This is a genomic window from Stappia sp., from assembly GCF_048268045.1.
GTDB lineage: Bacteria > Pseudomonadota > Alphaproteobacteria > Rhizobiales > Stappiaceae > Stappia.
In genome coordinates, this window is record NZ_JBLWWG010000001.1 from 222166 (window position 1) to 235066 (window position 12901).

Annotated in this window: 10 protein-coding genes; 5 read left to right on the top strand and 5 right to left on the bottom strand. The window is 67.7% G+C overall.

Going from position 1 to position 12901, the window contains the following annotated elements:
* Positions 1 to 48 precede the first annotated feature (48 nt).
* Positions 49 to 885 (bottom strand): MurR/RpiR family transcriptional regulator, encoded by an 837-nt coding sequence (locus tag ACN0WF_RS01065; protein ID WP_417770911.1) that lies wholly within the window; start codon positions 883 to 885, stop codon positions 49 to 51.
* A 366-nt stretch (positions 886 to 1251) separates the two neighbouring features.
* Here ACN0WF_RS01065 and ACN0WF_RS01070 point away from each other — a divergent pair, with 366 nt between their 5' ends.
* From ACN0WF_RS01070 to ACN0WF_RS01080, 3 genes are all read left to right on the top strand, one after another.
* Entirely contained in the window at positions 1252 to 2205 is a 954-nt protein-coding gene (locus ACN0WF_RS01070) for a sugar ABC transporter substrate-binding protein (protein ID WP_417770912.1), read from the top strand.
* A 132-nt stretch (positions 2206 to 2337) separates the two neighbouring features.
* Positions 2338 to 3462, top strand: coding sequence for an ABC transporter permease (locus ACN0WF_RS01075; protein ID WP_417770913.1), 1125 nt, complete (start codon positions 2338 to 2340; stop codon positions 3460 to 3462).
* A 2-nt stretch (positions 3463 to 3464) separates the two neighbouring features.
* Positions 3465 to 4271, top strand: coding sequence for an ATP-binding cassette domain-containing protein (locus ACN0WF_RS01080; RefSeq protein ID WP_417770914.1), 807 nt, complete (start codon positions 3465 to 3467; stop codon positions 4269 to 4271).
* 76 nt (positions 4272 to 4347) lie between these two features.
* Here the strand turns inward: ACN0WF_RS01080 and ACN0WF_RS01085 are convergent, their stop codons facing one another.
* Positions 4348 to 5856, bottom strand: a complete 1509-nt coding sequence (locus tag ACN0WF_RS01085; RefSeq protein ID WP_417770915.1) for an ABC transporter substrate-binding protein — start codon at positions 5854 to 5856, stop codon at positions 4348 to 4350.
* Between the two features lie 224 nt (positions 5857 to 6080).
* On the opposite strand from ACN0WF_RS01085, the gene ACN0WF_RS01090 reads away from it, so the two are divergent.
* Positions 6081 to 6986, top strand: coding sequence for a DUF6030 family protein (locus ACN0WF_RS01090; protein ID WP_417770916.1), 906 nt, complete (start codon positions 6081 to 6083; stop codon positions 6984 to 6986).
* On the opposite strand, the gene ACN0WF_RS01095 is transcribed toward ACN0WF_RS01090, so the two are convergent.
* The gene (locus ACN0WF_RS01095; protein ID WP_417770917.1) at positions 6964 to 7890 is read right to left on the bottom strand and encodes a pirin family protein; all 927 of its coding nucleotides are present in this window, start codon (positions 7888 to 7890) and stop codon (positions 6964 to 6966) included. The two genes, ACN0WF_RS01090 and ACN0WF_RS01095, sit on opposite strands and share 23 nt — an antisense overlap.
* A 291-nt stretch (positions 7891 to 8181) precedes the next feature.
* On the opposite strand from ACN0WF_RS01095, the gene ACN0WF_RS01100 reads away from it, so the two are divergent.
* Positions 8182 to 9735: an alkaline phosphatase family protein gene (locus tag ACN0WF_RS01100; RefSeq protein ID WP_417770918.1), complete on the top strand. Its 1554-nt coding sequence runs from the start codon at positions 8182 to 8184 to the stop codon at positions 9733 to 9735.
* A 13-nt stretch (positions 9736 to 9748) separates the two neighbouring features.
* Here the strand turns inward: ACN0WF_RS01100 and ACN0WF_RS01105 are convergent, their stop codons facing one another.
* Both ACN0WF_RS01105 and ACN0WF_RS01110 read right to left on the bottom strand, forming a co-directional pair.
* Positions 9749 to 11506: a TRAP transporter permease gene (locus tag ACN0WF_RS01105; RefSeq protein WP_417770919.1), complete on the bottom strand. Its 1758-nt coding sequence runs from the start codon at positions 11504 to 11506 to the stop codon at positions 9749 to 9751.
* Positions 11507 to 11655: 149 nt separating this feature from the next.
* Positions 11656 to 12612, bottom strand: coding sequence for a TAXI family TRAP transporter solute-binding subunit (locus tag ACN0WF_RS01110; protein ID WP_417770920.1), 957 nt, complete (start codon positions 12610 to 12612; stop codon positions 11656 to 11658).
* Positions 12613 to 12901 lie beyond the last annotated feature (289 nt).

Consider the following 12901-nt stretch of genomic DNA (forward strand, 5'->3'; position numbering starts at 1 on the left):
CCGGGGCCTTTTTCATGGCCACATTGAAGGCGCTCGCAATTCCGTGCTTCAGGTGTCGCCGCGTCGCAGCTCGGCCGCCGCGACGCACAGCGCCATCGCCAGGCACAGCGTGCCCGACAGCGAGCGGAACGCGCCGAGATCCGCCTCCACCACCTCGATCACCGCCTTCGCCGACTGAATCAGCGGGGAGAAGGGCGAGTCCGTGACGGCAAGCACCGGCACGCCCCGCGCCGCCGCCTGGTTGGCCACATCCACCGTCAGCGCCGTATAGGGCGTGAAGCTGACCACGATCACCAGGTCTTGCGGCCCGGCCGCATGGGCCTGCTCGGGACCGAGCGAGGCAAGATTGTCGACAAGGACCGCCGGCATGCCGAGCTTCGACAGCGCATAGGCCATGTAGGAACTCACCGGGAATGCCCGGCGCTGGCCGACCAGGTAGATCACCCGCGCCCCCGCCATCAGCCGCGCCGCCTTGTCCATCGCCTCCGGCGACAGCGTGTTGCGCAAGCGCAGCAGAGAGGCGACCGCCGTGTCGACGAAATCGGAAAACAGCGCCTGGGCATCGTGATTGTCGCCGGACCTCCGGCGCAACACCTCGAGCCGCTCGTCGTAATCCGGCCAGCGCTCGCGCAGCCGGGCGCGGAACACGTCCTGGAATTCCGAGAACCCCTGGAAGCCAAGCGACTGGGCAAAGCGCACCAGCGTCGAGGGCTGCACGTCGGCCTGTTCGGCGATCACCGCCACCGTTCCGAAGGTGACATCGTCCGGCCTGTCCACCGCGAAGGCGGCGACCTGCGCCAGTCGCTTGGGCATCGACGGCCGGCGCTCGATGAGAAGCGCCCTCAGGCTGTCATAGTCGCGCGGCGGTCCTGCATCCTCGCTCATCGAGCATTCCTTCCGGTCGATGGACACATGCCGGGAGCGCCCGCGTTCAGCGGCCCGGCCTCCAGTTCAAGGGTGCGTGCGGCCGCGTCACGCGACAACAGACCGGCGCCACCCGATTTCAGCTTGACATTGCCTTGCTGTAAATGGAATAAAAATTCCATATATAAATTTTTGGAACATGTCATTCTGAATTTTCCGGACCGACAGCGCGGCCTCCCCGGGAGAGGGGGCGGATGCCGGTCAGAGGAGGACAGTCGACCGCGACGAATGCCGCGGCGATGAAACACCCGCCTGGAGGAACAGGGGCGGGAAGACCCGCGTCCGGCCCGCCGGGCGTGGCGACAATCGGACATTGGGAGGAAGATCATGAAGCGTTTGTTCACCAGCATGCTCACCGCCGCCGCGGCGGTCGGGTTCATCGCCGCTGCCGGCACCGCGCCGGCCGCAGCCCAGGACGACATCAATATCATTGTCGTCAGCCACGGTCAGGCCTCCGATCCGTTCTGGTCGGTCGTCAAGAACGGCGTCGCCCAGGCCGGCAAGGACATGGGCGTTTCCGTCGACTACCGCGCGCCGGAGACCTTCGACATGGTGGCGATGGCCCAGCTCATCGACGCCGCCGTCAATCAGGAGCCGGCCGGTCTCGTCGTCTCCATTCCCGATGCGGACGCGCTTGGCGATTCGATCCGCAAGGCGGTCTCCGCCGGCATTCCGGTCATCTCGATGAATTCCGGCTCGGATGTCTCCGCCGGCCTCGGCGCGGCGCTTCACGTCGGGCAGGAGGAATATGACGCCGGCAAGAAGGCCGGCGAGAAGCTGAAGGAGATGGGTGGCAAGAAGGCGGTCTGCGTCAATCACGAGGTCGGCAACGTCTCGCTCGATCAGCGCTGCGAAGGCTTTGCGGAAGGCTTCGGCGGGGCGGTCAGCGTGCTGCCCACGACCAATGATCCGGCCGAGATCCTGTCCAAGGTGAAGGCGGCGCTCGCCTCCGACGGCGACATCGACACGGTCATGGCGCTCGGCGCCGGTCTCGCCGGCGAGCCGGCGGTGCAGGCTGTCAAGGACAGCGGCCTCGTCGGCAAGGTCAATGTCGCCACCTTCGACCTTTCGGCCAACTTCCTGCAGTCCGTCGCCGACGGCGACGCAGCCTTCGCCATCGATCAGCAGCAGTACCTGCAGGGTTATCTGCCCGTCGTCTTCCTGGCGAACAACGCCCGCTACGGCCTCATGCCCGGCGGCAACGTGCCTTCCGGCCCGAACCTGATCACCAAGGAAAAGGCCGCCCAGGTCGTCGAGCTTTCGGCCAAGGGCATCCGCTGACGACAGCCTTGCTAAGCGGGCGCGCGCTGCCATGCGCGCGCCCGCCGCATTGCGAGACAGGCGGCCGGCGGCAACGCCACGCGCGCTCCGCCGGCACGCCCCCAGCTCCACAATCGTGAAAGGCACGTCGTCATGAGCGACGGACTGACGCAAGACCCGCCGCGCCGAGAGACCGCCGACGAGCGGCTCCGGCAAACGGGCCTGATCACGCGGCTGCTGCGCCGCCCCGAACTCGGCGCCCTGGCCGGCCTCGTTCTTGTCACCCTGTTTTTCATGCTGACGGCAAGCCCGGCGATGTTCTCGCTGGCCGGAGTGATGAACTTCATGGCTCCCGCCGCCCAGCTCGGCATTCTCGCCATTGGCGCCGCCCTGCTCATGGTCGGCGGCGAGTTCGACCTGTCGGTCGGCTCCATGGTCGCCTTCGCCGGCCTGGCCTTCGGCACGGTGCTCGTCACCTGGGATATGCCGCTCATCGTCGCCATCTTCGCGACGCTTGTCTTCGCCGCCGGCATCGGTGCGATCAACGGCCAGATCGTGCTGCGCACCGGCCTGCCGTCCTTCATCGTGACGCTGGCCTTCCTGTTCATCCTGCGCGGTCTCACCCTCGTCGGCCTGAAATGGGCGACCGGCGGGGCGACCCAGTTGCGCGGCATCAAGGACGCCGCCGGCGACGGCTTCGTCATGGAGCTGTTTTCCGGCGAGGCTTTCGAAGGACTCTTCGCCCGGCTGGCCGAGGCCGGCTGGATCGACACCTTCAAGAACGGGACACCCAAGGTCACCGGCGTTCCGGTGGAAATCCTCTGGTTCACCGGAATCGCGCTGATCGCCACCTGGGTGCTTTTGCGCACCCGCTTCGGCAACTGGATCTTCGCCTCCGGCGGCGATGCCAATTCGGCGCGCAACTCCGGCGTTCCCGTCAAGAGGGTGAAGACGATCCTGTTCATGACGACGGCGATGTGCGCCGGGCTCGTCGCCATCCTCACCGTTCTCGACGCCGGCTCGACCGATGCCCGGCGGGGGTTCCAGAAGGAGTTCGAGGCGATCATCGCCGCGGTGATCGGCGGTTGCCTGCTCACCGGAGGCTACGGCTCCGCCATCGGCGCCTTCCTCGGCGCGATCATTTTCGGCATGGTGCTCATCGGCCTCACCTACACCCAGATCGACCAGGACTGGTATCTCGTCTTCCTTGGCGGGATGCTGCTCATCGCCGTGCTGTTCAACAACTTCATCCGCAAGCGCGCAACGGGGGAGCGGTGACCATGGCACAGGCAGCAACCAACCCCGAGGCCGCCGCCCCGCTCATCGAGGTGCGCGATCTCGTCAAGCACTTCGGCTCGGTCATCGCTCTTGGCGGCGTGTCGATGAAGGTCCACGCCGGCGAGGTCCTGTGCCTGCTCGGCGACAATGGCGCCGGCAAGTCGACGCTGATCAAGACGCTGTCGGGCGTCCATAGCCCGAGCGACGGCGCGTTCCTCGTCGAAGGGCGCCCGGTTTCGTTTTCGAGCCCCCGCGACGCACTCGATGCGGGCATCGCCACGGTCTATCAGGACCTGGCAATGATCCCGCTGATGTCGATCACCCGCAACTTCTTCATGGGGCGTGAGCCATTGAAGGGCTTCCCGCCGTTCCGCCACATGGACATGACCCACGCGGACGCGGTGACACGCGAGGAAATGCACCGCATCGGCATCGATGTGCGCGACCCCCAGCAGGCGGTGGGAACCCTGTCGGGCGGCGAACGCCAGTGCGTCGCCATCGCCCGCGCGGTCTATTTCGGCGCCAAGGTGCTGATCCTCGACGAGCCGACGTCGGCGCTTGGCGTTGCCCAGACATCGATGGTGCTGAAGTACATAGGCCAGGTGCGGGCCAAGGGTCTGGGGGTGATCTTCATCACCCACAACGTCCGCCATGCCTATGCGGTCGGCAACCGCTTCACCGTGCTCAACCGGGGCAGGACGCTCGGCACCCACGCCAAGGGCGAGATCACCATCGACGAACTGCAAAACCTGATGGCAGGCGGCAAGGAGCTGCAAGATCTCGGCACGGAGCTTGGCGGCACCGTCTGAGACGCGCGGGTTTCAACGTCAAACGGCCCGGGCTGACTGTCCGGGCCGTTTCACTTTCGCGCCGCGCAGGGCGGCGTCAGTCCGCCCAGTAGACGCCGGTCAGGTCGTTCGCCTGGATCGGCGCGTTGACCCACATGCCCTTGAGCTTGGCGTTCCACACGCCCGCCTTGGCAAGCTGGAAAAGATAGACGTTCACCGCGTCATCGGTGATGAGCCGCTGCGCCGCGCCAAAGAGCTGGTAGCGCGCCTTGGTGTCGGTGGTCGCTGCGAGTTCGTCCATCACACGCCCGAAGTCGGCGCCGTCATACTGGAAATAATAGTCCTTGCGGCCATAGATACCGATGTCCATAGGCTCTGTGTGGGACACGATGGTGAAATCGAAGTCCTTGCCCTTGAACACTTCCGTCAGCCACTGCGCCCATTCCAGTGGAACGATCTCCAGCTCGATGCCGATCTTCTTGAGATCGGAGGCGATGAGCTCCCCGCCCCGGCGCGCGTAGGTCGGCGGCGGCAGCTTCAGCGTTGCCTTGAAGCCGTTCGGATATCCCGCCTCCGCCAGCAGCGCCTTCGCCTTCTTCAGGTCCAGCGGATAGCGGCCGGTCAGATCCACATAGGCGGGATGATGCGGAGCGAAATGCGTGCCGATCGGCGTGCCGTTGCCGAACATCGCCCCGTCGATGATCGCCTGCCGGTCGACCGCGTGCGAGATCGCCCGGCGCACCCGCACATCCGCGAGCGGACCGGCCTTGTTGTTCATGGCCAGGATCGTCTCGCCCTCGGTGGTGCCCACCGCCACGGTAAAGCGCGGGTCGGCCTCCAGAATCGGCAGGTTCTCGGTCGCCTGGAAATTCGGAAAGGCGTCGATGTCCTCTGCCATCAGCGCGGCCAGCTCGGCCGCCGGATCGGCGATGAACTTGATCGTTGCCGTCTCGAGGTGCGCCGGCGTTCCCCAGTAGCCGGGATAGCGCGCCATCTCGACCCTGTCGCCGCGCACCCAGCGGGAGAAGGCGAAGGGGCCGGTTCCGACCGGCTCGGACTTGTTGGTGTCCGCGCTCTCCGGCGCCACGATTGCCGCGTCGCCCCAGCCGAGATTGAAGAGGAATGCGCCGTCGGGCTGCTTCAACGTCACCTTCAGCGTCGCCGGATCGACCGCCTCGACACTGTCGATATGCGCGAACAGCGGCTTTTGCGCATTGGTGCTGCCCTCGCCGCGCGCCCGGTCGAGCGAGAATTTCGCGTCGCTCGCCTCGAAGCTTGTGCCGTCATGGAAGGTGACGCCGGTGCGCAGCTTGAAGGTGTAGACCAGCCCGTCCTCGGAGACAGACCAGCTTTCGGCCAGCCATGGCTGGACCGCGCCTGTCGAATCGATCCGCGTCAGGCCCTCGAAAATATTGGCATAGGTGATCTCGTCGATCGCCGCCGCCGCGCCCGCCGTCGGGTCGAGATGCGGCGGCTCGAGCCGCACGCCGATCCTGACGTCCGTGCGTGCCGCCGCGGCCGGGCCGACGTTTCCAAGCGACAGGCCAACGACCGCCAGCATCGCGCCGGCGGCCAGCACGCCGCGTCGGTTCCAGTGTCCGAACATGTTTGAGGACCTCCCCCTTTTCGAGATCGCCTGCCGATCCGGCCAGAGCCGTCCGACCTACCGCTGCCCTCCCTCGGGCGCGATTTGAGGAGAGCCTAGCCGCTGGCGCGCGCGAGCGCCACATGTCACCCCGCACATGGTGTGCGCCGGCGAAAGGCGCGCCAAGCCGGCGTCGTCATGTTAGGACTGCCGCGCTGAACACGCGCGTAGGGAAAGGAAGCGAGGTGGCACCGGAACGACCAGGCGGCAAGGCCAGCCTCCCCGGGCGGTCGGGCGGTGCAAGGACGCAGCCCGGCCCCGGCGCGCCCGCGCTTGCCGGCATCGCCGGCCGCCAGCGCCTTGTCAGGCGCGCGCGTCTCGCCGTGCCGCTGCTGCTCGTGGCCGCCGCCCTGGCCGGTGCCGTCATCGTCGCGCTGGAAGAGCCCCCCTCGCCGCCGCCCGCAGCCCCGGCTCTTCCGCCAGACCCGATGGCGGCGCTGACGCCCGCGGCCCGCGACACCCTGCTTGCCCCGACCCTCGAAAAGCCGGCGCGCTTCAGGCGCGTCTACGGCGGCCACCCCCGCGCGCTGTGCGAGGCAATCACCGGCCTCGGCATCCCGATGTCCGACTGGCGACCCGATCCCTTCGTCGCCGGAAGCTGGTACTGCGCCAGCGAACTGGTCACCATCGGGCGCACCGGCGCGGACGGTTCCCGCTCGACGCTCTTCGTCAACCTGCGCGGCCCGGGCGAAACGGAGCTCGGCACGGTGCGGATCAAGCTCAACGGCGAGAACCCGCAAAGCGTCCCGGCGGCGCGCGCCTCGCTGCTGCGCATTCTCGACGCCGTCGGGCGACGTTACGGCTGGCCCTGGCCGCCCTCGCTGCGCGCGGCCATCGAACGCAACACTGCGGCGGAAGCCGTGCAATACGGCATGGTCTCCCGCGTCCTGCCCGAGGACGCCGGCCTGACCGGCGACGGCACGAACACCGTGCGTCTCAATGTCATCGTCGATTTCCCGACCGGCGATTTCGTCGCCCCGGCGGAGATGTTCGCGCCCTTCCCCTGGGACCCGGAAGAGCCGTCCCGCCGTCGCAACATACCGACCGGCGGGGCAACGCTTAATCCCGTCAGGCCCCCGGAAGCGGAATGAAGTCCTCCGCGTCGCCCGGCACCGTGTCAAAGCGCATCCGCTTCCAGTCTTCCTTGGCCTGCTCGATCCGCTCCTTCGAGGAGGAAACGAAATTCCACCAGATGTGGCGCGGTCCGTCCATCGGCTCGCCGCCGAGGATGAGGAAGCGCGCCGCCCCCGGCCCTTCGGCCGTCACGGTGATGCGGTCGCCGGGGCGGAAGACGAGAAGCTGACCCGCCTCGAACCGCTCGCCGGAGATCTCGACCGTGCCGCTGACGGTGAAGATACCCCGTTCCTCATGGGTCGCATCGACCGGAAAGCGCCGGCCCGGCTCCAGCGAGACGTCGGCGTAGATCGTCTCCGAGGCAGTGGCCACCGGTGAACGGGCACCGTAGAGCTCGCCGGCTATCACGCGCACGCTGACGCCGTCGTCGCGCAGCATCGGCAGGTCGCCACGCCCGACGTGCTCGAACACCGGCGACTGCTCCTCCTTGTCCTTCGGCAGCGCCACCCAGCTCTGGATGCCGAACAGCTTGCGCGCCATCGCCTTGCGCGCCGGATCCTCGCGCTCGGAATGGACGATGCCCGAGCCCGCCGTCATCCAGTTGAGATCGCCCGGATGGATCGCCAGCTCCGACCCCAGGCTGTCGCGATGATGGATCTCGCCCTCGAAGAGATAGGTCACCGTGGCAAGGCCGATATGGGGATGCGGACGCACGTCGATGCCGCCGGTGTGCAGGAACTCCGCCGGGCCCATCTGGTCGAAGAAGATGAAGGGGCCGACCATCTGGCGCTTGGGCGAGGGCAGCGCCCGGCGCACCTCGAAACCGCCGAGATCGCGCGCCCTCGGCACGATCACCATGTCGATGAGATCGCAGGCGCCGGCATCGCCGGGCTGCGGGTCGAGATCTGGCATCCAGGTCATGGCTGGCCTCGCTCCGTTTTCGCCGCCGCGGCGGCCGCGCGCTCGGCGCAGGTGGAATCTTGCGGACAATCCCGCCCGCCTGGCAAGCCGCCCGCCCGATGTCGCGCCCTTGTCATTGAAAGACGTGACCGTCCCCGACAAGATAAGCCACAAGCCGCCGCCCGCCAGTGATCTCCGCGCGACGGTGCGTTTCCGCCTCCGCAACAATCGGCAGAGCGGGGGCGCAATGTCAGCCCAGTCCGGCGCGACAGAAACGCGTCTGATCAGACATGATGTCAGGTAAAGCGATCCATGCTCAACGTCCTTCTCATCACCGCCGACCAGTGGCGTGGCGACTGTCTCGGCCTTGCGGGCCACCCCGTGGTGAAGACCCCGAACATTGACGCGCTGGGTCGCGAAGCTGTCTGGTTCTCGCGCCACTATTGCCAGGCGGCCCCCTGCTCGCCGGCGCGGGCCTGCCTCTACACCGGGCTCTACCAGATGACCAACCGGGTGGTGCGCAACGGCACGCCGCTCGACGCCCGCCACGACACCATCGCACTCGCCGCCCGGCGGGCCGGTTACGATCCGACGCTCTTCGGCTACACCGACCAGTCCGTCGATCCGCGCACCGTCACCGGCGACGATCCCTGGCTCAGGACCTACGAGGGCATTCTGCCCGGCATGAGCGTGCGCGTGCGCGTGCCGGAGGACCACGCCCCCTGGCTTTCCTGGCTCGCCGCCCGCGGCCACCGGCTGCCTTCCCCACCGCAGGACATCTGGCTGCCGGTCGACGGCCCGGCCGACCCTCCCTCCGCCCGCCCCGCCCGCTACGGCAAGGATGAAACGGAGACCGCCTTCCTGGTCGACGAATTCCTGCGTTGGCTCGACGAGATGGAAAGCGCCCCGCCCTCTCGGGCGAAGGCCGGTGCGCGGCCCTGGTTCGCACATCTGAGCTTCATCCGGCCGCATCCGCCCTTCATCGCGCCCGAGCCTTATGCCTCCATGTACGATCCGGGCGAGGGGCCGGACTTCCTCGGCGCGGCAACGCCGGAGGAGGCCGCCGCGCTGCACCCGTTCCTGGCCTATTCCCTCGACCGGCTCGACAAGGCCGACCTCGTCTGGGGCGCGCGAGGGCGGGCCCGCGACTGGAGCGAGGCGGACCGCCGGCGCATCCGCGCCACCTATTGGGGCATGGTCTCGGAGGTCGACGCGCAGATCGGTCGCATCGTCGATGGGCTGAAGGCGAAGGGAGAGTGGGAGAACACGCTGATCGTGCTGACCGCCGACCACGGCGAGATGATGGGCGACCACCAGCTTTTCTCCAAGCTCGGCTTCTACGATCAGGCCTACCACATCCCACTCATCGTCCGCGATCCACGCCGGCCCGCCGGCCACGGGCGCAAGGTCTCCGCCTTCACGGAATCCGTCGATGTCATGCCCAGCGTTCTGGAGGCAATCGGCGCCGAGTGTCCGAACTGGCTCGACGGCGCGCCGCTGACGCCGTTCCTGGAAGGCGGCGCACCAGCCGAATGGCGCGATGCGGTGCACTGGGAATACGATTTCCGCGAGGTCGCAACCCGTGAGGCGGAGGAAGGCCTGGGCGTGCCGCTCGATGCCTCGGCCATGAGCGTCATCCGCGACGAGGACGTGAAATACGTCCATTTCGCCGGCCTGCCGCCGTTGCTCTTCGACCTTGCCGCCGACCCGCATGAAACCCGCAACGTCGCCGACGATCCGGCCTACACCTCGCTTCGCCTGCACTATGCGGAAAAGATGCTCTCCTGGCGCGCGCGCCACCTCGACCGGCGGTTGACCGGGCTGGAGCTGACCGAGAACGGTCCCGTCGACGGACGGGCCCGCTGAGGCCCGCCCACCTTCAGACGAAGAGCAGCACCGCGCCGCCGGCAACGAGGGCGGCGCGCAGCAGCACATTGAACGGAGCGATGACGCCGAAGGAGATCGCCGACAGCGCCGCGCCCACCTTGACCGCCGCGACGAGCGCGTGGCCGGGCTCCGCCGCGAGCCCGATCAGCGCCGGATTGGCGATCATGCCGAGCGGCACCAGATAGAGCCCGAGGCCAAGCGCCATCGCCGACATCGCGACCTTCAGCCAGTTTTCCCCGACCATGCCGGCGGCAATGAAGACCGCTCCGCAGACCGGCGGCGTGATCGTCGACAGCAGCGCGTACCAGAACACGAAGAGATGGGCGAGAAGCGGCGGCAGGCCGAGGTGCGACAGCGCCGGCCCGGCGACGGAAACGCAGATCACATAGGCCGCCGTCGTCGGCACCTCCATGCCCAGGATCAGGCAGGCAATCGCCGTCAGCACCAGCGCCGGCCACAGGTAGCCACCCGAACCGGAGAGAATGAGCGAGGTGATCTTCACCCCGAGGCCGGTGAGGCCGAGCACGCCGACGATGATCGACGCGCACAGGATGATCGAGGCAATGGTCGCAATCTGCCGGCCGGCGTTGGTGCAGGCCTCCTCGAGCCGACGCGCCGTACGCCGGACGTCGAAGGTCAGCCGGCCATCAAGCAACAGCAGCAGTGCACCGGCGAGGATCGCCAGCGAGGCGGCGTATTGCGGTGTCACCTTCAGCCAGAACATGCCCCACAGCAGGATCGTGAAGGGAACGAGAAAGAAGGCCGACGTGATGGCCACCGCGCGCGCCGCCGGCCGATCCTCCGGCGCAAGCCCCTTCAGCGCATAGCGCAGTGAATAGGCGTCGATGCCAACCCACACGGCGACGAAATAGAGCAGCGCCGGCAGGATCGCCGCCATCATGATGTCGGAATAGGGCGTGCCGGTCAGCTCCACCATGACGAAGGCCCCCGCCCCCATCAGCGGCGGCATGATCTGCCCGCCCGAGGACGCCACCGCCTCCACCGCGCCGGCAAGCGCGCGCGGATAGCCGAGCCTGGTCATCGCCGGCAGCGTGATCGCCCCTGTCGAGGCGACATTGGCGGAGGCCGAGCCGGAGATCGAGCCGAACAGCGCCGAGGACAGCACCGCGACCTTGGCGGCCCCGCCGCGCAGCCGGCCAGCGGCGGCCGCCGCCACGTTCATGAAGCCCTGCCCGGCCTCGCCCGCGTTCAGCACCGCGCCGAAGATGACGAAGATCGCGACAACGGAGACCGAAACCCCGGTGAGCTTGCCCCAAAGCCCGCCCTCGGCAATCGTCAGCGTGCCGAAGAGGCTCGCCATGGGAAGTCCGGGATGACCGAACTCGCCCGGAATACCCTGCCCCCAGACCGCATAGGCAAGCGCAAGTGCGGCAACGAGCGGCAGCGGCCAGCCGATGGCCCGCCTGGCCATCTCCAGCGTCACCGCGATCAGCACCAGCGCCACGCCCATCTGGAAATCGCTGGACAGATAGCCGTACTGGTCGCCCAGCGCCTCGGCGTTCCACGCAACCCAGCCGGCTGCGGCGATCCCGAGAACGGCGATCGGCGGCCCGCTCCAGCGCTGGAAGGCGGACTTCGGCGCGAACAGCAGCACGAAAGGCACCGCCAGCGCCATATGCAGCGGCCGGCTGACGAGATTGGGGACGAGGCCGGAGAACACGAGCCACAGGTGAAACGCGATCGACACCGCGCCAAGCGCGGTCCAGATCAGCCGGGCTTTCAGGGTCATTCAGGCCTCGACAGCAAAGTCAGGAAACAGGAAATGCGCCCGGACGCGGGGCTCCGCAGGGGGGAGGATGGCTCCCTTGCGCGGGACAAGCTGAAGAACCGGCGCAGGCCTGCGGCCCGCGCCGGACAAAAGCTTGATCACGGAAGCTTTTACTTGGCCGCCTCGCCAAGGGCGATGCCCTTTTCCGTGTAGTAGCGCAGCGCGCCGGGATGAATCTTGCCCGGAATCGCGGCCACCATCTCCGGCGTCACGCCCTTCCACCACGGCGCGTCATCCGCCATCTTCGCCTTCTCATCCCAGAAGGTCTTCGTAAGCTCATAGGCGGTGTCGTCGTCCATCGCCGTGGTTGCGAAGGCGATCACATCGAGCGACGTGGTGGCGACAGGCGCGTCCTGCCCCGGATAGGTGCCGGCGGGAATGACCAGCCTGGTGCGCTTGGTCTCGGCGATCTGCGCGTCCGAGAGCGGGAGAAGGACAATGCCGGTGCCGGCGGCCGCCTCGATGACGTTCGGCGCCGGATAGGAGCCGGCAGTAACAAAGCCGTCGATCTGGCCGTTCTTCAGCGCCGCGCCCGCGTTGGACAGCTCCACGTTGGCGAGGTTCACCTTGTCCTTGAGGCCGAAGAGGTCGAGATACTTGGCGCCTTCCGTCGCGCCGAAGCTGCCCTTGCCGACGAGGATGGTCTTGCCTTCCATGCCGGCGAAATCGGTCACGCCGGTGTCGGCGCGCATGACGAAATGCATGGTCAGCGAGGGGATCGGGAACAGCGCGCGGATCTCGTCGAACTTCGGGTTGCCCTTGCCCTCGAACATCGCCTTGCCGCCTTGCGCCAGGCGCACGAGCGCCGGCGGCGAGGTGAAGACATAGTTGCCAGGGCGCACCGCCGCTTCCATGACGTTCTGCACCGACCCCTGGCTTTCCTCGAGCGTCAGGATGATGTCGCCATTGGTGCCGGCCTTGATCGCCTCCGCGATCTGCACCCCCATCTGGTAGTAGGACGATCCGGCCGAGGCCGACTTGTAGGTCACGCGGGTCTCGGCCGTAGCCGAGGAAAGCGGAATGAGCGCGGCAAGTCCGGCCACCGCGATTTTGCTCCAGAACGTCATGATACCTCCCCGACTGTTCTTCCTGCGTGCCGGCGCGGCGGATCCTCCGTCCGCCCGGCCTTCGTCTTTCCGGGTCAGCGCCCGGCTGCCGGCTCCAGCGAGTCCCCGGCGGGAGGCAGAGATTAATCCGCCTGCCCGCAGCTTGCACGCCCGAAGATTACGGAAAATTGCGGAGGGACGGCGGCAACCGGCGCAACCGGCAAACCGCTCGGGAAGCAGCGGACCGCCGGACGGCGCATCGCTCCCCCCGCCCTCCCCCCCTTTCACACTCCGCCCTTCCCCTATAGCC

Coding starts and splice junctions, on each gene's coding strand:
- ACN0WF_RS01065 (WP_417770911.1), bottom strand. CDS start 885: ATGAGCGAGGATGCAGGACCGCCGCGCGACTATGACAGCCTGAGGGCG.
- ACN0WF_RS01105 (WP_417770919.1), bottom strand. CDS start 11,506: ATGACCCTGAAAGCCCGGCTGATCTGGACCGCGCTTGGCGCGGTGTCG.
- ACN0WF_RS01080 (WP_417770914.1), top strand. CDS start 3,465: ATGGCACAGGCAGCAACCAACCCCGAGGCCGCCGCCCCGCTCATCGAG.
- ACN0WF_RS01085 (WP_417770915.1), bottom strand. CDS start 5,856: ATGTTCGGACACTGGAACCGACGCGGCGTGCTGGCCGCCGGCGCGATG.
- ACN0WF_RS01070 (WP_417770912.1), top strand. CDS start 1,252: ATGAAGCGTTTGTTCACCAGCATGCTCACCGCCGCCGCGGCGGTCGGG.
- ACN0WF_RS01095 (WP_417770917.1), bottom strand. CDS start 7,890: ATGACCTGGATGCCAGATCTCGACCCGCAGCCCGGCGATGCCGGCGCC.
- ACN0WF_RS01075 (WP_417770913.1), top strand. CDS start 2,338: ATGAGCGACGGACTGACGCAAGACCCGCCGCGCCGAGAGACCGCCGAC.
- ACN0WF_RS01100 (WP_417770918.1), top strand. CDS start 8,182: ATGCTCAACGTCCTTCTCATCACCGCCGACCAGTGGCGTGGCGACTGT.
- ACN0WF_RS01110 (WP_417770920.1), bottom strand. CDS start 12,612: ATGACGTTCTGGAGCAAAATCGCGGTGGCCGGACTTGCCGCGCTCATT.